Annotated in this window: 23 protein-coding genes, 1 tRNA gene and 1 pseudogene; 16 read left to right on the forward strand and 9 right to left on the reverse strand. The window is 64.2% G+C overall.

Annotated elements, in window-relative coordinates:
• Positions 1 to 9 precede the first annotated feature (9 nt).
• Positions 10 to 1,134 carry a glycosyltransferase family 4 protein gene (locus FNZ07_RS21805; protein WP_091016259.1) on the forward strand — a complete coding sequence of 375 codons (1,125 nt, stop codon included), beginning with the start codon at positions 10 to 12 and terminating at the stop codon, positions 1,132 to 1,134.
• A 55-nt stretch (positions 1,135 to 1,189) separates the two neighbouring features.
• Here FNZ07_RS21805 and FNZ07_RS21810 read toward each other — a convergent pair whose 3' ends face one another.
• On the reverse strand, positions 1,190 to 2,650 hold the full coding sequence (locus FNZ07_RS21810) for an oligosaccharide flippase family protein (RefSeq protein WP_091016261.1): 1,461 nt from the start codon (positions 2,648 to 2,650) through the stop codon (positions 1,190 to 1,192).
• Between the two features lie 165 nt (positions 2,651 to 2,815).
• On the opposite strand from FNZ07_RS21810, the gene FNZ07_RS21815 reads away from it, so the two are divergent.
• From FNZ07_RS21815 to bla, 7 genes and pseudogenes are all read left to right on the forward strand, one after another.
• Entirely contained in the window at positions 2,816 to 4,678 is a 1,863-nt protein-coding gene (locus tag FNZ07_RS21815; protein ID WP_170275815.1) for an alpha/beta hydrolase, read from the forward strand.
• 88 nt (positions 4,679 to 4,766) lie between these two features.
• Positions 4,767 to 6,389, forward strand: coding sequence for a mannose-1-phosphate guanylyltransferase/mannose-6-phosphate isomerase (locus FNZ07_RS21820; RefSeq protein ID WP_091016270.1), 1,623 nt, complete (start codon positions 4,767 to 4,769; stop codon positions 6,387 to 6,389).
• Entirely contained in the window at positions 6,361 to 6,915 is a 555-nt protein-coding gene (locus tag FNZ07_RS21825) for a flavin reductase family protein (RefSeq protein ID WP_091016272.1), read from the forward strand. Before FNZ07_RS21820 ends, FNZ07_RS21825 begins: the two co-directional genes overlap by 29 nt.
• A gap of 272 nt (positions 6,916 to 7,187) precedes the next feature.
• A complete protein-coding gene (locus FNZ07_RS21830; RefSeq protein WP_091016275.1) occupies positions 7,188 to 7,904 on the forward strand; it encodes a FadR/GntR family transcriptional regulator in 717 nt (238 codons plus the stop codon).
• Positions 7,905 to 8,043: 139 nt separating this feature from the next.
• Positions 8,044 to 9,020, forward strand: a pseudogene (locus FNZ07_RS21835) (Gfo/Idh/MocA family protein).
• A gap of 180 nt (positions 9,021 to 9,200) precedes the next feature.
• Positions 9,201 to 9,908, forward strand: coding sequence for a signal peptidase I (gene lepB, locus FNZ07_RS21840; RefSeq protein ID WP_091016280.1), 708 nt, complete (start codon positions 9,201 to 9,203; stop codon positions 9,906 to 9,908).
• Between the two features lie 218 nt (positions 9,909 to 10,126).
• On the forward strand, positions 10,127 to 11,026 hold the full coding sequence (bla, locus tag FNZ07_RS21845; RefSeq protein WP_091016282.1) for a class A beta-lactamase: 900 nt from the start codon (positions 10,127 to 10,129) through the stop codon (positions 11,024 to 11,026).
• 126 nt (positions 11,027 to 11,152) lie between these two features.
• On the opposite strand, the gene FNZ07_RS21850 is transcribed toward bla, so the two are convergent.
• From FNZ07_RS21850 to FNZ07_RS21870, 5 genes are all read right to left on the reverse strand, one after another.
• Entirely contained in the window at positions 11,153 to 12,181 is a 1,029-nt protein-coding gene (locus FNZ07_RS21850; protein WP_091016284.1) for a quinone-dependent dihydroorotate dehydrogenase, read from the reverse strand.
• 78 nt (positions 12,182 to 12,259) lie between these two features.
• Positions 12,260 to 13,081, reverse strand: a complete 822-nt coding sequence (locus FNZ07_RS21855; protein ID WP_091016286.1) for an arginyltransferase — start codon at positions 13,079 to 13,081, stop codon at positions 12,260 to 12,262.
• 84 nt (positions 13,082 to 13,165) lie between these two features.
• A complete protein-coding gene (aat, locus tag FNZ07_RS21860) occupies positions 13,166 to 13,903 on the reverse strand; it encodes a leucyl/phenylalanyl-tRNA--protein transferase (RefSeq protein ID WP_170275816.1) in 738 nt (245 codons plus the stop codon).
• 11 nt (positions 13,904 to 13,914) lie between these two features.
• On the reverse strand, positions 13,915 to 14,460 hold the full coding sequence (locus FNZ07_RS21865; RefSeq protein WP_091016288.1) for an NUDIX hydrolase: 546 nt from the start codon (positions 14,458 to 14,460) through the stop codon (positions 13,915 to 13,917).
• Between the two features lie 185 nt (positions 14,461 to 14,645).
• Positions 14,646 to 14,722: transfer RNA gene (locus FNZ07_RS21870), tRNA-Met, on the reverse strand.
• Positions 14,723 to 14,960: 238 nt separating this feature from the next.
• Between FNZ07_RS21870 and FNZ07_RS21875 the strand changes: the two genes are divergently transcribed.
• Both FNZ07_RS21875 and FNZ07_RS21880 read left to right on the forward strand, forming a co-directional pair.
• Positions 14,961 to 15,458 carry a heme-degrading domain-containing protein gene (locus FNZ07_RS21875; RefSeq protein ID WP_091016872.1) on the forward strand — a complete coding sequence of 166 codons (498 nt, stop codon included), beginning with the start codon at positions 14,961 to 14,963 and terminating at the stop codon, positions 15,456 to 15,458.
• A gap of 10 nt (positions 15,459 to 15,468) precedes the next feature.
• Positions 15,469 to 15,801: a DMT family transporter gene (locus FNZ07_RS21880; RefSeq protein WP_372342643.1), complete on the forward strand. Its 333-nt coding sequence runs from the start codon at positions 15,469 to 15,471 to the stop codon at positions 15,799 to 15,801.
• Between the two features lie 29 nt (positions 15,802 to 15,830).
• On the opposite strand, the gene FNZ07_RS21885 is transcribed toward FNZ07_RS21880, so the two are convergent.
• On the reverse strand, positions 15,831 to 16,148 hold the full coding sequence (locus tag FNZ07_RS21885; protein WP_245811651.1) for a hypothetical protein: 318 nt from the start codon (positions 16,146 to 16,148) through the stop codon (positions 15,831 to 15,833).
• 84 nt (positions 16,149 to 16,232) lie between these two features.
• Positions 16,233 to 16,430 carry a hypothetical protein gene (locus FNZ07_RS21890; protein ID WP_091016295.1) on the reverse strand — a complete coding sequence of 66 codons (198 nt, stop codon included), beginning with the start codon at positions 16,428 to 16,430 and terminating at the stop codon, positions 16,233 to 16,235.
• A gap of 108 nt (positions 16,431 to 16,538) precedes the next feature.
• Between FNZ07_RS21890 and FNZ07_RS21895 the strand changes: the two genes are divergently transcribed.
• Both FNZ07_RS21895 and FNZ07_RS21900 read left to right on the forward strand, forming a co-directional pair.
• A complete protein-coding gene (locus tag FNZ07_RS21895; protein ID WP_091016297.1) occupies positions 16,539 to 17,270 on the forward strand; it encodes a TetR/AcrR family transcriptional regulator in 732 nt (243 codons plus the stop codon).
• A 46-nt stretch (positions 17,271 to 17,316) separates the two neighbouring features.
• Positions 17,317 to 18,447 carry an enoyl-CoA hydratase/isomerase family protein gene (locus FNZ07_RS21900; RefSeq protein WP_091016300.1) on the forward strand — a complete coding sequence of 377 codons (1,131 nt, stop codon included), beginning with the start codon at positions 17,317 to 17,319 and terminating at the stop codon, positions 18,445 to 18,447.
• Positions 18,448 to 18,500: 53 nt separating this feature from the next.
• Here the strand turns inward: FNZ07_RS21900 and FNZ07_RS21905 are convergent, their stop codons facing one another.
• Positions 18,501 to 18,926, reverse strand: a complete 426-nt coding sequence (locus tag FNZ07_RS21905; RefSeq protein ID WP_091016302.1) for a hypothetical protein — start codon at positions 18,924 to 18,926, stop codon at positions 18,501 to 18,503.
• A 532-nt stretch (positions 18,927 to 19,458) separates the two neighbouring features.
• Between FNZ07_RS21905 and ssuD the strand changes: the two genes are divergently transcribed.
• The 4 genes from ssuD to FNZ07_RS21925 all read left to right on the forward strand — a co-directional run bounded on the left by ssuD (position 19,459) and on the right by FNZ07_RS21925 (position 22,766).
• Entirely contained in the window at positions 19,459 to 20,616 is a 1,158-nt protein-coding gene (gene ssuD, locus FNZ07_RS21910; RefSeq protein ID WP_091016305.1) for an FMNH2-dependent alkanesulfonate monooxygenase, read from the forward strand.
• Between the two features lie 46 nt (positions 20,617 to 20,662).
• Positions 20,663 to 21,478 carry an aliphatic sulfonate ABC transporter permease SsuC gene (gene ssuC, locus FNZ07_RS21915; protein ID WP_245811640.1) on the forward strand — a complete coding sequence of 272 codons (816 nt, stop codon included), beginning with the start codon at positions 20,663 to 20,665 and terminating at the stop codon, positions 21,476 to 21,478.
• A complete protein-coding gene (locus FNZ07_RS21920; protein ID WP_091016307.1) occupies positions 21,475 to 22,455 on the forward strand; it encodes an ATP-binding cassette domain-containing protein in 981 nt (326 codons plus the stop codon). Before ssuC ends, FNZ07_RS21920 begins: the two co-directional genes overlap by 4 nt.
• 95 nt (positions 22,456 to 22,550) lie before the next feature.
• Entirely contained in the window at positions 22,551 to 22,766 is a 216-nt protein-coding gene (locus FNZ07_RS21925) for a TOBE domain-containing protein (protein WP_091016309.1), read from the forward strand.
• The last annotated feature ends 23 nt before the right edge of the window (positions 22,767 to 22,789 follow it).

The raw sequence follows: 22,789 nt of genomic DNA on the forward strand, positions 1-22,789 counted from the left end.
TCCAGAATCATGAAAATCGTTCACCTTGCGAATCACGCGCTGAACGCCGGCAACGGCATCGTCAACATGATGGTCGACCTGGCCTGCACGCAGGCACACGCGGGTCACGAGGTGACGGTGGCATCGGCGGGGGGCGAGTTCGAACCGCTGTTCGCGCAGCACGGCGTGCGTCATGTGCTGTTGCCGCAATCGCGCAGACTGTCACAGGTGCCGTCGATGATCGCCGGCTTTAACCGGTTGCTCGCGCAGTGCGATCCCGACGTCGTGCACGCCCACATGATGACCGGTGCGTTGATCGCACGGTTCGGCACGTTGCGGCGCCGCTATGCGTTGATCACGACAGTTCACAACGAATTCCAGAAGAGCGCGTCGCTGATGCGCTTCGGCGATCGCGTCGTTGCGGTTAGCGCTGCGGTGGCCGCATCGATGGCGCGGCGCGGTGTGCCGCGCGAACGGCTCGTCGTGGTGCGTAACGGTACGATCGGCACGCCGCGTTTCGCGAACCTGCCTGCTGCGGTTTCCCCGCAACTCGCGCGGCCCGGCATCGTGACTGTGGCAGGCATGTACCGGCGCAAGGGGATTCAGGACCTCCTGCATGCGTTTGCGCGTCTAAGCGAACGTTTTCCGGCGGCGATGCTGTATCTGGTCGGCGATGGGCCCGATCGTCCGGAGATGGAAGCACTCGCGCAGGAACTCGGTGTTGCTAGCCGCACGCAGTTTGCGGGCTTTGTCGCGAATCCGCGTGCGTATCTGGCCGAGGCTGAAGTGTTCGTTCTGGCGTCGCATCGTGAGCCCGGCGGTCTTGTGCTGTGTGAAGCACGCGAGGCAGGTTGCGCGATCGTCGCGACACGCGTGGACGGCAACCCGGAGATGCTCGACGACGGCGCAGCCGGTTTACTGGTGCCGTCGGCGGACCCGGTAGCGCTAGCCGATGCAATCGAACTGCTGCTCACCGACCGCGCGGCGCGCGCTTCACTGGTGGCGGGCGCACGCCGCAACATTGGCACGTTCCATGTGCAGCATGTCTGCGATGCGTATCTGGCGGTTTATGAGCAGGCGCTTGAAGTGGTGCGGTCTCGTCGTCGGCTTGTTGGGAGCGGGCAGGGTGTGGCCGCGGACGGAATCGTGCGCTAAAGAGGGGCCATTCCCTTTGCGTCAACGACCGACGATAGCCTGCCCCGACGCTTCATCACCCCATCCGCAATCCCAGGCGCCCCCAGACCCGCCGCACCAGTTCGCGCAGCATCGCCGACTCATACAGCGACCACGCGAGATTCGCCGCGACCAGTACCCACGCCGCGACGACCATCGCGGGCAGCGTCGACAGTTCGCTTGCGAGGAACAGCGCTGCGCCAAGGAACGCGATATGCGTGACCATGTTGCCCGCAATCGAGCGCAGATGCAGTTCCGCGAAATACAGAAACGCGGCGTAGTCGCACAGCGCCTTGATCACGACGACCACGGCTGCGCCCATCACGCCGAACCGATGAATGCCGAACCATAAGCCGGCCGCAAAGAACGGCAACTGCACCCAGCTTACGCGGGCCGCTTGCGCCGGATGCGATTGCGCCTGGATCAGGATGCCGAGAATGCTCGACTGCCCGGCGAGCCAAACGCCGACGATCAGCACACGGCCGAACGGTGCCGACATCGTCGCCATGTGCGCACCGAGCCACACATGCATGAACGGCTCGAGCGCGAACATCGCCACGATTACGCAGGGCGTGAACACGCCGTTCAGCAACGCCAGCGCGCCGCGGGCAAGTTCGTCCGCGTCTTCGCGCGTCGATGCCGACAGGCGTGGAAACAGCGTGCGCAGCATCGCGCCGGGCAGGATGTTCAGGCGCGTCACGAGGTTCTGCGGCGTCGCGTAGTAAGCCACCGCGCGCGCACCGAGCAGCGTGCCGACGAGCATCCGGTCGAGCGTCTGCGCGATCATGCCGGCGCCGCTGAACAGCAGTTGCCAGCGCCCGTAGCGGAACAGCGAGACCACGGTTGGCCAGTCGGGTTTGCTGACACGCCGGATGTGCAATGCACGGAACGTCGCGATACCGAGCAGCACGCCGGCGATCACCCGCGCGCATACCGCGGCTGGGATCACCACGGCAAGCGAAGGCGAGAAACACCAGATCGCGCCGAGCGGCAGCAGCTGAAACAGCAACGTGCCGATCGTCTGACTGGTGTTGAAGCTCGTAAAACGCTCGACCGCGGTAATCGCGCCGGCAAAGACCCACGTGACGTTCGCAAGAGGCACGGCCGCCGCGATCCACGGCAGGCTCGCGATCACTTCGTGCTGGAACTGCGGGTCGATTTTCTCGCCGTGCGTGACGTACACATACGCCGCGAAATAGATGATCGCGCCGCCGATCACACCGCTCACGAAGTTCAGTGCACATGCGCTCCAGAAAATGCGCTCGACCGAACCGTCGTTGGCATCGCGCACGCGGGCGATCTGGTTTTCGGTGGCGATGCTGGTGCCGAGTTCGAGCACGCTGAAATAGCCGATCAGCGCCCACACGAGATTGAGCACGCCGTACCGTTCGACGCCCATCGAGTGCAGATACGCGGGCACGGTCGCAAGCGAAATGAAGACCGGCACGACCGAGCCGACGAAGTTGATGGCGATGTTCTTGACGATCCTTTTTTCCATGTGAGCGGGCACCGCTATCGACGATGTGCCGATAGTGCCTCGCGACGGCTTTTGAATGTGTGCGGGCCCGTACAGATTCGCGTGACGGCCGTTGATTAAATGACCGTCACGATCAGGCGCGCTGCGCCCAAACCAACTATTCAACTATTGCGTGGGGGACCATCAATGAGACCAGTCGTCTTCGGCGGCTGCTTCGGCTGGCTGCATCCGGCGGCCGGCGAGCAGGGCGTCGTCCTGTGCAATCCGTTCGGCTATGACGCGCTGTGCACGCATCGCGGCTGGCGCAAGCTCGCGGAACGGCTCGCAGCGGCCGGGATACCGGTGCTGCGTTTCGACTATCCAGGTACGGGCGATTCCGCCGGTTTCGAAGACGATCCGCAGCGCGTTGCCGCATGGATTGACAGCATCGTGGCCGCCACGCGGCGCTTACGCGAGTGGACCGGTGTGACGCGCGTATCGCTGGTGGGCTTGCGCCTTGGCGCGACGCTCGCGGCACTGGCCGCGCAACAGGCCGGCGATATCGATGCGCTTGTGCTGCTCGCCCCTGCGATGCTCGGGCGCAACTATCTGCGCGAGCTGCGTGCGCACAGGCAAAGCTGGTTGAGCACGCCCGCCGGCATGAACGCCGATCCGCTCGATGAACGCGATAGCTATGTCGAAGCGTTCGGCTTCGGTTTGCACGGCGACGACATTGCGCGGCTCAGCGAGATCGACTTGCAACGCGACACGCTCGCGCCTGCTGCGCGTGTGCTGCTGCTTGGATCGAATGATCGCAGCCGGGCGGCGGCGCTGGCCGCGCACTATACGCAGCATGGCGTCGAGGTTGAACGAAAGGACTTCGACGAGTGCGACCGCTTCATGATCGAAGCGCTTTACAGCGAAGAACCCGTCGACGCGTTTGGGCGCGTGGCGGGATGGCTCGCGCAGGGTGCGTCTAAACATGCGCCCAAGCATGCGACCCACGATCACGCGGTTCACGCAGACATACCAGACGAAGCGCTACTCCCGCTCCCCACCGAAGCCGCTACCGAACGCCCGATCGTCTTCGGTCCGTACTTCGGTATCTACTGCGAGCCTGCGACGCCACGTGCCGACGCGCCCGCTGTGCTGTTCTTCAACACAGGCGCAAGCCATCACATCGGCGACGGCCGCATTTTCGTGCTGTTTGCGCGACAGCTCGCCGCGCTCGGCATTGCTTCGCTACGGATGGACCTGGGCGGCCTCGGCGACGCGCAACCGGCCGCCGACACGATCACGCTCGACTCGGTCTATTCGGAAGCTGCCTGTCGCGATGCGATGGCCGGCGCCGACTGGCTTGTCGCGCACGGTTACGCGAGCGTCGCGACGTTCGGCGTGTGCGGCGGCGCGTTTGTCGGACTGCAGGTCTGTGCACGGCATCCAAAGGTGGTTGGCGCGTTTGGCGTCAACTTGCAGAAGTTCGTGTGGGACGGGGCTGCGCGCACGCCAGGCGTGCATCAGTTTGCTTCGTCGAGGGTGTACTGGCGCGCGGCGCTGACGCCGGGAAAGTGGCTGCGTGCGTTGCGTCGGCAGAGTCATCCGTTGCGTGTCGCGGCGGTGCTCGGCAGGCGGATTGCGCGTCGCGGCTGGCTCGCGATGTCCGGCTGGATCGAAGATCGTACCGGCTGGCCGGTCGCGCTCAACGAAGTCAGAACGCTGCTGCGGACGATTCACACCAAAGGCGTGCAACTGCGGCTCGTGTATGGCGAATTCGATGTCGGGCTCGACGAGGCACGCGTTCAGTTCGGTCCGCGGCTGGGTGGGTTGCGCCGCTATCCGCGCATCAGGGCGGTGACGCTGCCGAAGCTCGATCACGCGCTGTTCACGCGGCCTGCTCGCGAAGCGGCGATGGCCGATGCGCAACGCTGGTTGTGCGCCGATGTAATCGGCCATACCGCGCCACACACGCTGCACGCATCGCGGCCAGGCGCGCGGATCCTCCAGGAGGGGGCGTCGACACCTGGGCCGTCCGCTGCCGCGCCGAACTGGTTTGACGGAGTCAGCCCATGAATCTCCGCACGACTGCCAGTCGACCGCATACCGGTTGCGCGCCGCACGACGCGACCCACCCCCGTACCCAGACAAGATGGAACCCACGATGAACCGGATCGCAGAACCCTGTACACCCGAACTCGACGACCCGACCGATGTTGCGCAGCTTGTCGTGCAGCCGGTCATTCTGGCGGGCGGCTCGGGCACGCGGCTATGGCCGCTGTCGCGCGAACGTAGCCCGAAGCAGCTGATCGACCTGCTCGACGACGAGTCGCTGCTAGAGGCGACCGTGCGCCGCGTTGCCGAGGCTATGGGCACCGCCCGCGCCGGCATGGCCGCTGCCAAACATGGAGCCACGCAGCTACCGATGACGTTATGTGCGCCGCTCGTGATCTGCAGCGAAGCGTTGCACCTGCTGACCGCCGAGCGGCTCGCGCGATGCGACGCCGGCGCGCGCATCGTGCTCGAGCCGGCCGCGCGCAACACCGCGCCTGCGCTGACGGTGGCGGCACTGACGGCGCTCGCCGCGCAGGCGGAACGCGGTCTGAGCGACGACCCCGTTCTGGTCGTGACACCCGCCGATCATCTGATTGCCGATCGCGCCGCGTTCGCCGCCGCACTGGCACAGGCAGTCGTACACGCGGCCCGCGGCGCGATCGTCACGCTCGGCGTGCCGCCGACGCACGCCGAAACCGGCTACGGCTACATCCGTACCGGCAACGTACTCGACGCAAACGGAGCGCGCACGATCGGACGCTTCGTCGAGAAGCCCGACAGCGAACTCGCTGCGCGTTACGTCGCGTCGGGTGAGTACTGGTGGAACAGTGGCGTGTTCGTTGTGCGCGCATCGGTCTGGCTGGCTGCGATCGACACCTGCCGCCCGGCACTCGCAGCCGCATGCGCGGCGGCCTGTCGCAACGCGTCGACCGCTCGCGACGGCACGCTGCATCTGGATCGCGCGGCCTTCGCCGCATGCCCGTCGGACTCGATCGACTACGCGGTGATGGAGCGCATCGGTACCGAAGCGCGGCTCGCGGGCGTAGCGGGTGTCGTGGTGCCATTGGTGGCCGGCTGGTCCGACGTCGGTGCGTGGGACGCGGTATGGCAGGTATCGGAGAAGGACGCGGCCGGAAACGCCGCGCGCGGGCCGGTGCTGTTCGAAGGCACGACGGACAGCTTTGTGCATTCCGACGGGCGCCTCGTGGCCTGCGTCGGTCTGACGAACGTCGTCGTGGTCGAGACCGCGGACGCGGTCCTCGTCGCGGCGAAGGACCGGGTGCAGGACGTGAAGGCGATCGTCGGCAGGTTGAAGGCGGAGCAGCGTAACGAAGCGCAGGATCATCGCAAGGTGCGGCGGCCCTGGGGCTACTACGATTCGCTTGAACACGGGAACCGCTTCCAGGTGAAGCGCATCGTGGTGAATCCAGGCGGCCGGCTGTCGCTGCAGATGCATCATCATCGCGCCGAGCATTGGGTCGTCGTGCGCGGCACCGCGCGCGTGACGCGCGGCACCGAGTCGTTTCTGCTGTCGGAGAACGAATCCACCTATATCCCGCTCGGCACCACGCACCGGCTCGAGAATCCGGGCAAGACGCCGCTCGAAATCATCGAGGTGCAATCGGGTTCGTATCTCGGCGAAGACGACATCGTGCGTTTCGACGATCAATACGGCCGCGTCGAACACGACCAGGAGACAGCCAATGAACGCCCGGCTGCTGCCCTCCCGTGATGCGTGCGCGGACGTCGAGCCCGGCGCCGACGACGGCACGCCAGGCTTCGACGAACGGCGCTTTCGCCATGCACTGGGGCGCTTTGCGACCGGCGTCGTGGTGATCTCCGCGGGCAGCGGCGCAACGCTGCACGCGATGACCGCGAACGCGTTCATGTCGGGCTCGCTGAAGCCGCCGCTGGTCGTCGTGTCGGTCGGCACGCGGGCGCGCATGCACGAGCGGTTGATGCGTGCCACGAGCTTCGGTGTCAGCGTGCTGTCGAATGAGCAGGAGCCGCATAGCCGGCACTTCGCCGGCGAGCTTCAGAGCTCTTTCGCGCCGCGCTTTGCGTCGGTAGAGGGGATGCCGGAGGTTGCGCTGCTCGAGCATGCGCTTGCCCGGTTTGCCACGCGCATTGTCGACCGGCATCCGTGCGGCGATCACACGTTGTTTGTCGGTGAGGTGCGGCTGTTTTCGCTCGGCGAGCAGGCGCCACTGGTTTTTTTCGCGGGACGTTATGGGTCGGTGGCGCATCCGGCGGGTTGAGCGACGCGTGAGCCCGGGCAGCGGCGGCGTGTGGCGTGCGCGAGACAACTTTCCCCACAGCGGTGCGTTCGCCAGGCCAGTTTGTGCGTTTTGCAGGCAAGGACGTTACATAGACGAAACAATTCCTCAGAGGGATAACCCTGTCAGGACGTTTCCCAACTGGCGCAACGGTATTTGTGCAAGCAACGTATCGACAAGCCGCATAAGACATAACGAGGGCGCAGGGATTAGCAGGACTACACAGGCGACAGCGCCGTATCGGGGAGGGTGTCATGGAACACAGCAATAAAGACCGCTCGCTGGTCAGCAGGGTGATGGACGGACTGGTCACCGGCATTGTCGAGGAGAAGTACGGGGCCATACTACCGCCCCAGGATGTGCTGTCGAAAGAGTTCGACGTGAGCCGGACCGTCATGCGCGAGGCACTGTCGATGCTGCTCGCACGCGACATGCTCGACGTGCGTCCCAAAGTCGGCACGCGCATCAAGCCGATGCACGACTGGCGGATGATCGACGAGGACGTCGTCAGCTGGCGCTTTCGCGCGAAGCCCGATCCGCTGTTTTTACGCGACGTGATCGAATTCCGCATCCTGATCGAGCCGCGCGCCGCGGCGCAGGCGGCCGCGCGTGGCAGCGCCGCCGAGATCGCGGCGATTCGCGATGCGTACGATGCATTTTGCGCAATTCGTCCGGGCGAGCCCGGGTATCAGTCTGCGGACGAGCTGCTGCACACACGTATCGTGATCGCGAGCGGCAACCAGTTCTTCGGTCAGATGGCGGCGATCGTGCGCGGCGCGTTGTCCGCGGTCGGTCAGACCATCTATCACAAGGATCGCGTGTGGGAGACCGCAGTGCGCACGCACGGTCGCGTCGTCGAGGCGATCGAGCGGCGCGATCCGAAAGAGGCGGAGACGGCCATGCGGGCGTTGATCGACTCTACGGTGGAGGACGTGGCGGGTGCCCTGGCGGCGGACCCGCCGCATCGTTGAACGCGGGGTTAGTAGCCGGTGGCGGGTAGAGGTCATCGACGTAGCGATCGGTCGGCCGTGAACCCGTAGCGCAGGTGTCGCCGCCTGGATGCGCGACAATACGGGCCTGCCACTAATCGCACCAGGACCCGAACGATCGATGAATGACACTACCGTAATCCGCTGGGGGATTGTCGGCACCGGCCGCATCGCGCGACGCTTTGCCCAGAGCCTCGCCCATGTGGGGGCACGCAGCTCGCCGCCGTCTGGTCGCGCCGCCCCGAACCGGCGGCCGCGTTTGCGCAGGAGTTCGGCGGCGCGGCGTGTGCGAGCTTCGCGGCGCTGCTCGACAGCGGCATCGACGCCGTCTATATCGCAACGATGCAGGACAGCCACGCCGATTACGCGATCGCCGCGCTCGAAGCCGGCCGCCACGTGCTGTGCGAAAAACCGGCGACCGTCAACGCCGCGCAGCTCGAGCGCGTCGTCGCGACGGCGCGCCGCACACAACGGCTCTTCATGGAAGCGATGAAGCCGCCGTTCTATCCGCTTTACCGTCAGTTGCGCGCGCATCTTTCCGCCGATCCGATCGGCGTGCCGGGACTCGTGCGTGCCGGCTGCGCCGTGCCGGGCGTACCGGACGATCATCCGTCGCTGTCGTTTGAACAGGCGGGCGGCGCACTGCTCGATATCGGCATCTATGAAATGTTTCTCGCCGTCGACTGGCTCGGCGCGCCGCTCGACGTGCAGACGCTCGGCCGGGTTGGTACGACCGGTGTCGACCTTTTCGCGAGTCTCAACAGTCAGCACGAACGCGGTATTTCGCAGCTCTTTTGCGGGCTCGATCTGTATGGCAAGGGCGATGCGTTGATTGCCGCTCCGGGCGGTCACGTGACGATTCACGAGAACTGGTGGAACCCGACGCGCGCGACCATTCGCTATGCGGATGGGCGCGTCGTCGAACTCGATGCGCCGTTTGAAGGCGGCGGCCTCAACTACGAAACCGCGCACTTCTGCGAACTGATACGTGCCGGAGAAACCGAGAGCCCGGTGATGACGCACGCGGTGTCGCTACAGATGATTGCGATGGCCGATGCTGCGCGCGCAGCGCTCGGTGTGCGGTTCGCCGCTGACTGAGCGAGTTGGCGCAGCGCCCGGCATTGATTGCGCACGCAACGCCGGCCTCGCGGCGCAACGTCACGGGCGATGATACGATTTGCACCGGCAGAAGCATGGGTCGCGCATTGACGCTATAGCGCGGCCAGCGATGCTTTCAATTGCCTTGTGCTGTTTATATTTTCGCAGGAGCTGTTCCCGATGCGCATGCTGGCCAGGTTGTGGCGCGAGTACCGGAGTCTCGTCGCTTTTCTCGTTCTGATGGTGCTGTTTCGCAGCGCGGTGGCCGACTGGAATGTCGTGCCGAGCGGCTCGATGCTACCGACCATTCGTCTAGGCGACCGCATCTTCGTCGACAAGATGGCCTACGATCTGCGCGTGCCGCTTACGCATATCGCCATTGCGCATCTGCACGATCCGCAGCGCGGCGATATCGTGACGATCGATTCTTCGGCGGCGCACGATCTGATCGTCAAGCGTCTGATCGGTTTGCCCGGCGACCGCATCGCATTGCGCGACAACGTGCTGTACGTGAACGGCGTGCGTGCCGATTATCAACCGCTTGGTATCGGTCCGCTTGCCAATGATGCAGGTTCGCCAGGTGAGTATTACGTCGAGCGTTTCGACGGCGTCGCGCATGCGATGCGGCTGTCCGAAGATGCACCGAGCCCGCGCCGTTCGTTCGGCCCGCTGGTCGTGCCGGCCGGCGAATATCTGATGCTCGGCGACAATCGCGACGACAGCGCCGATTCGCGTTACTTCGGTTTTTTCCCGCGCAAGGAGTTGATGGGCCGCACGCGTCGGGTGGCGTTTTCGCTGGACCCCGATCATTTCTACAAGCCGCGTTTCGATCGTTTCGGAGTGGCGCTCGATGCGGTGGCGGCTAGCGCGCCGTTGGCAGCGCGTTAAGCTGCGGGTTTTGCGCTAGCAGGACTTACTTACGGCACGGGTGTACCCGTGCCGTTTGCGTTTCCGCGGGCAACGGTCACGTCCGCGCGGTGAGCCATGTACAAGATTTTCTATCGCCTTCTGATAAATATCGTCGTTTGTCGGTGCTCGTGAAGCAGAGGATATTTGCGTCTCGGTAACGCGCTTCAACCCTCCATCCAGAACCGGGACGACTCTTCATGATCCATTCAGCAAGGCGCCGTACGCTGCTGCTCACCGCTGCCACACTTCCTCTGACATTCGCTGTCAGTGCCAGGGCAGCCGCATCGATGTCCGCAAGCTCAACTTCAGCTTCTGCCGAAACACTGCTGGCCGAACTCGAACGAAGCTCGGGCGGTCGTCTCGGCGTGTCGGCGTTGAATACCGCGAGCGGCGAGCGTATCGGCTATCGCGCGGAAGAGCGGTTTCCGTTCTGCAGTACCTTCAAGCTGATACTGAGTGCGGCGATCCTCGCGCGAAGCACGCAGGATAGCGGCCTGATGCAGCGGCGCATCCGGTATGCCGCGAGCGATCTGGTCAGTAGCTCGCCGCTGACGACAAAGCACCTCGCCGAAGGCATGACCGTCGGGGAGTTGTGCGCTGCGACCCTCCAGATCAGCGACAACACCGCGGCCAACCTGTTGATCAAGGTGCTCGGTGGACCGGCCGAAGTGACAGCGTATGCACGCTCGATCGGTAACGAGTCGTTTCATCTCGATCGCACGGAAACCACATTGAACACGGCGATACCGGGCGACACACGCGATACCGCAACGCCTGCTTCGATGGCGCTGAGCCTGCAAACGCTAGTGCTCGGAGAGAGCCTGCCGCAGGCGCAGCGCACACAACTCACCGCCTGGCTGCGCGCGAACCGGCTCGGCGATCAGCGTATTCGCGCGGGGGTGCCGGCGGACTGGCAGGTTGCCGACAAGACCGGCACCGGCGAGCATGGCACAGCGAACGACATCGGCGTGCTGTGGCGGCCGACGGGCGCGCCAATCGTGCTCGCGCTCTATTACACGCAGGGCAGTGAAGATGAGAAGGTGCACAGTGGTGTGCTTGCAGCGGCCGCGCGGATCGTGGCGAGCGCGTTTGGTTAAAGCGGCTCTTCATTGCGCGCGAGGTGCTGAATCCGCAAGTTCAACACGTTCGCGCGCGTTGCCCATGCCGCATCTAGCTAGCGGGCAAGCCCAGGCATCGTCGCGACACGCGGACACCACCCGCCACTAGACACGCGCCAACGCCTGCGCGCATTCAGCAACGAGCGATGGCCCGCGATAGATGAACCCCGTATAGAGCTGCACCAGCGACGCACCCGCGGCCAGTTTCGCGCGCGCATCGTCGCCGGAGAAAATACCGCCGACACCGATGATCGGCACGGTCTCGCCGACCTCGCTGCGCAGCTTGCGGATGACTTCGTTCGATGCATCGAACACCGGCCGGCCGGAGAGGCCGCCGGCTTCGTCGGCGTGCGGCAGGCCGGCGACAGCATTGCGCGCAAGCGTCGTATTGGTCGCGATCACGCCTTCGAATCCATGTTGCAACAACGTGCCCGCAATCGACTTGATCTGTTCATCGTCGAGATCGGGCGCGATCTTCAGGGCGAGCGGCACGAGCTTGCCATGCAGATCGGCGAGACGTTGCTGCTTGTCCTTCAGCGCGGCGAGCAACGCATCGAGTTCGCCGGCGCCCTGCAACTGGCGCAGGTTCTTCGTGTTCGGCGACGAGATATTGATCGTCACGTAACTCGCGAACGGATACACGCGCTCGAGACAGTACAGATAGTCTTCGGCCGCGCGCTCGATCGGCGTGTCGGCGTTCTTGCCGATGTTCAGACCAAGCACCCCGCGATAGCGGGCGGCCTGCACGTTCCGCACGAACTGGTCGACTCCGGCGTTGTTGAAGCCCATCCGGTTGATCAGCGCGTTCGCCTGCGGCAGCCGGAACATGCGCGGCCTTGGGTTACCTGGCTGCGCGCGCGGCGTCACGGTACCCACTTCGATGAAACCGAAGCCGAGCGCCGCGAGGCCATCGACACACGCGCCGTCCTTGTCGAGCCCGGCCGCGAGACCGACCGGATTTCGGAAGTTCAGGCCCATCACGGTGCGCGGTGCATCGGGTATGCGCGGCGCCAGCGTACGCGCGAGGCCGGTGCGACCGGCGGCGCCGAGCAGCTTGAGCGTCAGATGGTGAGCGTCTTCCGCGTCCATGCGAAAGAGTTGGGCGCGTACGAGCGGGTAGAGGGAACTGAACACGGGGCGGAGCCGGAGCGGCTGGAAAATGGGAACCCGCTATTTTACCGGCATTGGCGTACCGGCCGGCCGCGCGTGAAATTAGAAGCGCACCGGACCGCGCCGGCCGTGCAACGCCGCATCGACGGGCGGTAGCTCGACGTGCGCGGTATCGAGCGGTTTCCACACACCGTCGAAGAGCCCTTCGAGCGGCCGGAAATTCGCCTTGTACGCCATTTTTGGGCTTTCGCGTATCCAGTAGCCGAGATACACATACGGCAGCTTCAGGCTGCGCGCCTGTTCGATCTGCCAGAGGATGTTGTAGGTGCCGAAACTCGTGTGCGGCGTGTCGGGCTCGAAAAACGTATACACCGACGACAGCCCATCACCGAGGATGTCGATCATGCTGATCATCCGCAGGATGCCCGGCGCCTGCGGGTGATCGGGAATCGGCTCGCGGAATTCGACGAGGCGCGAATTGATCCGGCTTTGCAGCAGAAACTGCTCGTACTGGTCGCGGCTGTCGCGATCCATGCCGCCGCCCGCGTGCCGCGCGGACTGGTAGCGCATGTACAGCGCATAGTGCTCTTCGTCGTAGTGCAGCGGTGCGACCGTGGCGACGAGTTCGCCATGCTTTTTCCATATGCGGCGCTGGGTGCGGTTTGGCTCGAACGCATCGACCGGCACGCGCACGGGTACGCATGCACGGCAGCCGTCACAGTAGGGGCGATAGGTGAACACACCGGAGCGCCGGAAACCGGCCTTGACGAGATCGGTGTAGACGTCGGAGTTGATCAGATGGCTGGGAGTGGCGACCTGCGAGCGGGCGATACGTCCTTCCAGATAACTGCAAGGGTAAGGCGCCGTTGCATAGAATTGCAGCGCGGAAAGCGGTGAAAGCGGCAGCTCATTGGGGTGAGTCACGTTGGCAGCTCTCGAAGCGTCTCAGTACGTAGCAAATCCGTCGCTGCAGGTGGTCCGGTCAGCACGCCGGCGCGGATTCGTCCATCACGCCGCGTGCGCGACGACGTCGGACAGTACGGTCTTGTCGAAACGCCACGGAATCGGCGCAGCATCGACAGACGCGCGAACATGCGCGACGAACGCCTTGCGTGCTATCTCGCGGCCGCCCAGCGACGCCAGATGCGACGTGTTCTGCTGGCAGTCTATCATTTCTATATCGTGACGTCGCAAGTGCGCGACGAGCGCGGAGAGCGCGATTTTCGAGGCATCGGTGGCTTCGGCGAACATCGATTCGCCGAAGAACATGTGCCCGAACGACACCCCGTAGAGTCCGCCCACGCGCCGGCCGTCGTGCCAGGTTTCTATGCTGTGCGCGTCGCCCCGACGATGCAACGATGCGTAGGCATCGACGACGTCGGCGGTGATCCAGGTGCCGCGCTGGTCGCGCCGCGGCGTCTGCGCGCAGGCGCGCATCACGGCGACGAAATCGTGATCGACACGAATTTCCCACGCATCGTCGCGTAGCACGCGGCGTAGTGTCTTTTTAAGCGACGGCGAAACCTTGAATTCCTGCGGACGCAGCACCATCCGCGGATCGGGGCTCCACCAGAGCACCGGCTGGCCGTCCGAATACCACGGGAAGATGCCGCGCCGGTAGGCATCGATGAGCCGCGACGGCAGCAGGTCGGCGCTCGCCGCAAGCAGCCCCGGCGCACCGCTCGTCGCGCCGAGCGCGCGCTCGACGGAGGGGAACGGATCGTCGGGTCCGAGCCAGGGAACCATGCTCGCGCCGGTCAGCCTTCGCGCAGCGAACGGAAGATGTCGCCCGTATGCAGACCGTAGTTGCCGGTCGTGCGATCGGCGAAGAAAAAGCGCAGTGTCTGGCCGACAGTCGGAAACGCGATGTCGTTCCAGGGGATTTCGTGTTCTTCGAAGAGGCGTACTTCCAGACTTTCCTCGCCGGCTGCGATGTCGATATCGAGCAGCCGCGCGAGATAGAACAGATGCACCTGGTGAACGTGCGGCACGTTGAGCAGCGAGAACAGCGTCTGCACTTCGACGCGCGCGCCGGCTTCTTCGAGCGTTTCGCGCGCGGCCGCTTCGGAAGTCGTTTCGCCCATCTCCATGAAACCGGCGGGCAGCGTCCAGTAGCCGTAGCGCGGCTCGATCGCGCGGCGGCATAGCAGCACCTTGTCTTCCCATACGGGAACGGTGCCCACCACGTTGCGCGGGTTCTGATAGTGCACGGTGCCGCATTGCGGGCAGACGAAGCGTTCGCGGTTGTCACCGGGCGGAATGCTCAGACTGACCGCGTGACCGCAGACGGAACAGAATTTCATAGGGAGACGGCAGAGAAGGGTGACGCCGAGTTTATCATCCGGCGGCGTTCGCCGATAAGCGGCGCGCGGTGAGATCGCGCGGCGCAGGATCGATGCAGAAAATCCGGCGCACAAAACAAAAAAGGCCTGCCGGAGTGGCAAGCCTTTGCTGTTGTTTCGACCGGTTTTTCAACATCAATGCTGCTTGGTTGCGGGGGTAGGATTTGAACCTACGACCTTCGGGTTATGAGCCCGACGAGCTGCCAGACTGCTCCACCCCGCGTCCGTCGAAGAAAAGATTATAGGACAATTCGCATACCCGTGCAACACCTTTGACAGGAACATGTCATCGAGCATGCATGTTCTCGCGCCACGTGGCGCCAGAAACCATACAGGAGGCCGATCTGCGCAAGACACATCGAGTGGCTGCGCTAGAATCGCCGTTCCGTTCACCTGCGATTGACGGATCGATTTTCCGATCAGGCAAACGCAACGCATTCTTCTTCGAGTTCCCGGTGCCCATGGATATCGCTCACGATCTGCAGTCGATTGCCGCGCAGGAAAAAGCGCTTGTATTCCCCCATTTCGATACCGACCGCGCGTGGCAATTCGGCGTAGCGCTGCGCGATATGGCGACAACGCGTGGACTTGCCCTCGTCATCGACATCCGGACGTTTGGCCAGCAGCTGTTTTTCAGCGCGCTCGAAGGAACGACGCCCGACAACCTCGACTGGGCGCGCCGCAAAGGCAATGTCGTGGCGCAGTTCCGGCGCAGTTCGTACTCGGTTGGTTTGCGCATGCAGCAGGCGGGCTCGACGCTTACCGAAAAGCATGGCCTGTCGTTTGCCGATTACGCGTCGCATGGCGGCGCATTTCCATTGACGGTGAGTAGTGCCGGCGTGATCGGCTCGGTGACGGTGTCGGGTCTACCGCAGCGAAGCGACCACGAGCTGGTTGTCGAAGCGCTGTGCGCGCACCTCGGTCACGACTACGGCAAGCTCGCGCTTGCAAAGGTCTGAGCCAATGCGCGTGCCTCCCTATGCGTTGCTCGCGATCGCCATCGTGGCCGAAGTGATCGCGACTTCGGCGCTGCGTGCGTCGGAGGGGTTCACGCGGCTCGTGCCGGCTGTGCTCGTCGTGATCGGCTATGGCATCTCGTTCTACTGTCTTTCACTGACGCTGCGTAGCGTGCCGGTCGGGATCGTGTATGCGATCTGGTCGGGTGTCGGCATCGTGCTGATCACACTGGTGGCGATGGTGATGTACAGGCAGGTGCCGGATCTGCCTGCCATCGCGGGGCTTGGTCTGATCGTCGCGGGCGTGGTCGTGTTGAACCTGTTCTCGAAGATGCAGGCTCATTGAAGATCACTGCGCATCACTGAGCGCTACGCTCATTTGCAGCGGACGATCATCGAGCGGTTCTTGACGTTCGCCGACACCACGTTGGTGACACCGCCGCCCGCTGCGCCGCCCTGGTCGCCATCTTTCGACACGATGTCGTAGCCACCCGCGCCGCACGCCGTGCCGGCCTGCACGTAGCAGGAGGCCCAGCTCGATCCGGAGTCCGCGCCGCTGCAGTTCACCGCGAAGCCGGTCGTGCCGTCCGGCAGGTTGATCAGCGACGTGGTATTCGACGATGCGCATGCCGCGAGACCGCAGGCCACGACGATCGCCACGCCGAATGCGCCGTTGCGTACGCGTGCGGCCATATCAAGGCGGGTAGGCGGATGAAAGCGCCGCGTAAGATGTTTCATATGGTGCGTCCTCCTGGTAGAGCGCTCAACGGCCGGTCATCACTTGACGCCAGATTCGATGTGGATGCCCGCTCGCTCGACGATGTCGCGGCTTTTGGCGCCTTCGTCGGTTGCTGCGTCTTCCCAGATGTTGATCGCGCGCGAAATCTCGATGCCGTGATCGCCGGCGTAGGTAAACCACTGCGTTGCCGCTTGTGGTTCCGGTACGGCGTGGTCCTTAACGAAATAGGTTCCCATAACGCAATCTCCAGTTAGCCTCGCGGCCGTGGTGCAGCCGTTCATCCAGTTCGACTGTCGTTCTCGCGACAAGTTGACTTTCACTTTCTCAACCGGACAATGCCCGACATGGGCACACCCGAACGAAAACGCCGTCAGAAGCAGCCGCTGCGCGAACGTATCCTCGACGCAGCGCGACTCATTGTGACGCGCGACGGTTTCGCCGCGCTGTCGATGCGCAAGATCGCCGATGCAATCGGCTATGCCCCTGCGACGCTCTATCTGCACTTCGACAGCCGCGAGCAGATCGTTCGCGCGCTGTGCGCCGAAGGCTATGCGCAATTGCTGGAACGCTTCGCGCCGCTCGCGGCAATCGCCGATCCCACCGAACGCGTGAAGGCCCTGTGTCGCGTCTATGTCGCATTCGGCATCGAGCAACCGCAATCCTATCGGTTGATCTTCATGGAAGATCCGGCGCACGCCGATGCTGCCTCCGTTGATGCGACGCAGGCGGCAGACCATTCCAGCGATACCGTGTCTGGCCTGCTCGCCGAAGCGCTTGCGCAGATGAAGACAGCGGGGCGCCTGCCGGCATCCGCTGATGCTCAGAGCTGGGCCGAAGCGCTATGGGCGACCTTGCACGGCATCGTGGCGTTGCATCTGACGTGTGCAGCGTTTCCGCGCACGCCGCCCGACAAGCTCGTGGATACCGCGCTCGACGCATGGTTCGGATCTGCGCGCGAGCCGACCGCTGCGGCTGCATCTGCTGCAGGAGTAGCACTTGACGTGCCCGCTGCTCCGGCGGCGAAGCGCCGTGCCACGAAGCGTCCGGCGGCGAAACCGAAAGCCGCGCAGCCGTGATAACGTTCTGCTTCCGCCGTTCGTCGGTCACCCGATTTTTCCCTTCATGTCCTCCGCCGCCCCCGTTACTCCCAGCGACGAAATTTCCGCCTACGTTGCAAACCGCATCGGCTTCATCGAACTGGAGCGCCCGAAAGCGCTGAATGCGCTATCTACAGGGATGATTCGTGCGATCCGCGGCGCGCTCGAGCGCTGGCGCGACGACCGCGAGGTGCTTGCGGTGGTGGTGCGCAGTCAGCACGCGCGCGCGTTCTGTGCGGGCGGCGATATCCGCTTCCTGTACGACGCGGCCCAGCGCGGCGAGCGTGCGGCGCTCGATACGTTTTTCACCGAAGAGTACCAACTCAATCACGCCATCTTTTCCTATCCAAAGCCTTACATCGCGTTGATGAACGGCGTTGTGATGGGCGGCGGCATGGGCATTTCGCAAGGTGCGTATCGCACCGGTGGTCTGCGCGTCGTCACGAACTCGACAAAAATGGCGATGCCCGAAACGCGCATCGGGCTCTTTCCGGATGTCGGCGTGGGCTGGTTTCTCGCGCGCACGCCGGGTGCGCTCGGACGCTATCTCGCGGTAACGGGCGAAACGATCGGCCCCGCCGATGCGTTGTATGCGGGCCTCGCCGACGCCTATATCGACGATGCGGCATTGCCCGCACTTATCGATACGCTGAAGAGCGAGTCATTCGAACGCGGTGCCGATGTCACGATATGCGTGATGCGCGAGACCGCGTCGCACAAGGTCGTTCCTACTCCGGACACGTCGACGCTGGCGGACGCCCGTGCGTTGATCGACCGGCATTTTGCGAAGCCCGACGTCGCGGATATTCTCGCGTCGCTTGAAGCGGAACCCGAGTGCGAAGGGGCGGAGTGGGCCGAACAGACGGTGGGTGTGCTGCGCGAACGCTCGCCGCTGTCGATGGCGGTATCGCTGGAGATGGTCGTGCGCTCGGAGGGCACGATGGCCGATTGCCTGCGCCGCGATCTGGATCTGACGCGCTCGACCTTCGAGCAGGGCGATGTGATGGAAGGCATCCGGGCACGGATCATCGATAAAGATAATCGTCCGCAGTGGCGTATCGCGCGCATCGAGGATGTTTCGGCAGTGGATGTCGAGCGGATGTTCGAAAGCCCATGGACGCCGGCGGACCATCCGCTGCGCGACCTGCAGGGCTAGACCAGCGCTTACGCCGCGCCGCGCAGGTTGCGCGGCGCGCGACCGAGCCTCGCTCAGTCCTCGTCGTCGAACGCCATGAACGCGCGCATGAACACGAGCGCGCCCCAGCCCCACATCGCGTTGGCCGCAAAACCGACCACAAGGCGCGGCAACATATTGCCGCTCGGCCAGATACCGCGCAGCGGATCGATCACGAAGACGCTGGCCGCAGTCAGCACGATCCCGCCAAACACGAACGCCTGAACCCAGGGCGCCGCACGTTCCGGCGAGACCCGCAGCAGCCACGCCATCAGCACAGCCAGCACGGCACTCCAGAGCGCGTTCACGATGAACTCGGGCATACCGAGCGGCAGGAACGGCGCGGTCGAGAAGCCGCTTGCATCGATTAACGCCGCGGCGTGCAGTAACGCGAGCGTCGATTCACGAAAAAACAGCGAAGCCAGAAAACCGGATACGAACGGCAGGATGATCTTTTGCATGCATTGCACCGCCAGAGGCACCGGCGGCGCAGCGTGCGCGGCCGGGGCGGATTATCGGAAAACGTGCGTCATTATATAGACCGGCCGCGCCCGCAGACGCGGCGCGCGGTTGCGCGGGCCGTATGCTAAAGCGTCGGGCTAATCACGAAAGTGGAAAACCTAAGCTTAAAAAAATCGTTCAAAAGCGAAAGCCCCGTCCATAGACTGTTTTCCCATGTAGACGGCATTGCCGTCGCCCCGTCACCGGGCGCGCACTGCGCGCATGTCTCGCCGAGGAAGCTGTCGCGATGTCCTGCCTGTTTTCGAGTGTCGTTCAGAGCGTGATTCCCCCTGCGGTGCCGCGTCCCATGTGCCCGGCCGTCTTGCAGACGCGCTGTCGGTCCTGAGCGCGCCGTCCCGATTCGTCTCGTCGTGTGGCCCGCTGCCCGTCACCGCGGCCGCGGGTCTTGCGCATGCTGAGCGTGCCGCAGCGCGATCGACGGGCGCACCCGTCCACCCGATCCATCCAGTCTCGAACAAGCAGGAGCAGCAAATGAATGTGTTCTGGTTCATCCCGACCCACGGTGACAGCCGCTATCTCGGCACATCGCAGGGCGCGCGTGCAGCCGACTACGATTACTTCCAGCAGATCGCCGTCGCTGCCGACACGCTCGGCTACGAGGGCGTGCTGCTGCCCACGGGCCGCTCGTGCGAAGACGCCTGGGTGGTCGCGTCGAGCCTGATCCCGGTCACGCGGCGTCTGAAGTTTCTCGTCGCGATCCGGCCGGGCATTGCATCGCCGGGATTGTCCGCGCGCATGGCATCGACGTTCGATCGTCTGTCGGGCGGGCGCCTGCTGATCAACGTGGTGACGGGCGGAGATCAGGCCGAACTCGAAGGCGACGGACTGTTCGCCGATCACGACACGCGCTACAAGATCACCGACGATTTCCTGCACATCTGGCGCAATCTGCTTGCCGCGTCGCACACCAACGAAGCGATCAACTACGACGGTGAAACGCTGCAGTCGAAGGGCGGCAAGGTGTTGTATCCGCCGGTCCAGCATCCGCATCCGCCGCTGTGGTTCGGTGGCTCGTCGCCGGCGGCGCACGAGATGGCAGGACAGCACATCGATACGTATCTGACGTGGGGCGAGCCGCCCGAAGCGGTGGCGAAGAAGATCGCCGACATTCGCGCGCGTGCGGCGGCGCACGGCCGGCAGATCAAGTTCGGCATTCGCCTGCACGTCATCGTGCGCGAAACCGAAGACGAAGCATGGGCCGCCGCCGACAAGCTGATCAGCAAGCTCGACGATGAAACGATCACGCGCGCGCAGGCTTCGTTTGCGAAGATGGATTCGGAAGGACAGCGCCGCATGGCCGCGCTGCACGGCGGCAAGCGCGGCGGTCGCGAACAGCTCGAGGTGTATCCGAACCTGTGGGCAGGTGTCGGGCTCGTGCGCGGTGGCGCGGGCACGGCGCTCGTCGGCAATCCGGAGCAGGTGGCTGCGCTCATGAAAGAGTATGCGGACCTCGGTATCGACACGTTCATCCTGTCCGGCTATCCGCATCTCGAAGAATCGTACCGGTTCGCCGAACTCGTGTTTCCGCTGCTGCCGAACCGCAAGCGTGCAAGCGCGAGCGGTCCGCTGTCGGGGCCGTTTGGCGAGATCGTCGGCAACAACTATCTGCCGAAGACCAGCGCGAGCTGAGTCTTATATAGCGCTCACACGCTGACGAATCGAGGAGCAGCCAGTCATGGCCCAGTCCAACGTGAATCCAACGAAACGAGGCGTGCTGCGCCGGCTGGCCGCGCATGCGGCGCCGTGGATCGCACCGCTTGCCATCCTGCTGGCATGGGAATTTGCCGCGCGCAGCGGCGTGCTTTCGACCCGCGTACTGCCGGAACCGATTGCGGTCGTGAAGGCCGCGTGGTCGCTGATCCAGTCGGGCGAAATGTGGGCCGACGTGAAGGTCAGTACCTGGCGCGCAGTGTCGGGTTTTGCGATCGGCGGCAGCATCGGTCTCGTGCTTGGGCTCGCGACCGGTCTGTTCAAACCCGCCGAGGTCGCGCTCGATTCGACCGTGCAGATGATTCGCAACATCCCCGCGCTCGCGATGATTCCGCTCGTGATCCTCTGGTTCGGTATCGAAGAACAGGCGAAGGTGTTTCTGGTCGCGCTCGGCGTGTTTTTCCCGATCTACGTGAATACGTTTCATGGCATCCGCTCGGTGGATGCGAACCTGATCGAGATGGCGCGCAGCTATGGCGTGAAGGGACTCGCGCTGTATCGTCACGTGGTCTTGCCGGGCGCATTGCCGTCGATACTCGTCGGTGTGCGTTTCGCGTTCGGCCTGATGTGGGTCACGCTGATCGTGGCCGAAACGATCTCCGCGCAATCGGGCATCGGCTATATGACGATGAACGCACGCGAATTCCTGCAGACCGACGTCGTGGTGGTCGGCATCCTGCTGTATGCCGGGCTCGGCAAGCTCGCGGACATGCTTGCGAAGACGCTCGAGCGCGTCACGCTGCGCTGGCATCCCGCGTATCAACGAGGAGCGAAGACATGAGCGCGACTACATGGGCGTCGTCGTGGGGTGGGATTGCGGGTAGCGATCTCGAGGCCGAAGTGGCGCAGCCGCGCGCGCACGATAACGATGCGAGTGAGGCTTCTGCGCCACACGCGCATCACTATGAGCCTGGCCCACATACGCCGCTCACTCGCGATGGAGCGCCGCCGGCCGATCACGCAGTCGAATTGCGCGGTGTCGGCAAGCGCTACGGCGAACGTACGGTGCTCGAGAACTTCGATCTGTCGATCGAGCGCGGCAGCTTCGTTGCGATCGTCGGGCGCAGTGGCTGCGGCAAGTCGACACTGCTGCGCCTGATTGCCGAACTCGAAGCGACCAGCGCGGGCGTGCTCGAGAAGCGCGCGGAGGACGGTGCACCGCTCGACACGCGGATCATGTTCCAGGACGCGCGGTTGCTGCCCTGGAAAACCGTCCTGCAGAACGTGATGCTTGGGCTCGGCAAGGGAGCTCGCGACGCGGCGCGCGCCGTGCTCGCGGAAGTCGGTCTGGAAGCGCGTGCGGACGACTGGCCCGCGCAACTCTCCGGTGGCCAGCGGCAACGCGTCGCGCTGGCGCGTGCGCTGGTTCATCGGCCGCAACTGCTGTTGCTCGACGAACCGCTTGGGGCGCTCGATGCTCTGACGCGCATTGAAATGCATGCGCTGATCGAACGGCTGTGGCACGAACATCGTTTCACCGCGCTACTCGTCACGCACGACGTGCACGAGGCCGTTGCGCTCGGCGACCGGATTCTGCTGATCGAAGAAGGGCGCATCGCACTCGATCAGCCGGTGCCGCTCGCGCGTCCGCGGGCGCGGGCATCGGCTGGTTTTGCGGCGCTTGAGGAACATGTGCTGCAAAGGGTACTGAAAACGACTGTGCATGACGACGCGCTGCCTTACCACGCATATGACGCACACGACGCGCGCCGTACGGACCGCATCGCGCGCCCGACCGAGGTTCGTTGGGCAGTTTGATGCGCTGTCTTACGCGTTGTCTTATGCGCAGTCACAGGATGGCAGGGGACGCCTCGTCTACCTGACCTTTTATCGATCCACTGGAGTCACACGCTATGAGCATTTCCGCAATCAACGTACGCAATCAGTTCAAGGGCAAGGTCAAGGAGATCATCCGCGGTCCGGTGGTGTCCGAGGTGGACGTCGATACGCCGTTTGGCGTCGTCACGTCGGTGATCACGACGCGCTCGGTCGACGAACTCGAACTCAAGGTCGGTGCGGAAGTGGTCGCGCTGGTCAAATCGACGGAGGTGTCGATCGCGCGGCTTTGATGTCGCTGTCGGGCGCCGCCTGG

It is taken from the genome of Paraburkholderia megapolitana, from assembly GCF_007556815.1.
GTDB classification, from domain to species: Bacteria; Pseudomonadota; Gammaproteobacteria; order Burkholderiales; family Burkholderiaceae; genus Paraburkholderia; species Paraburkholderia megapolitana.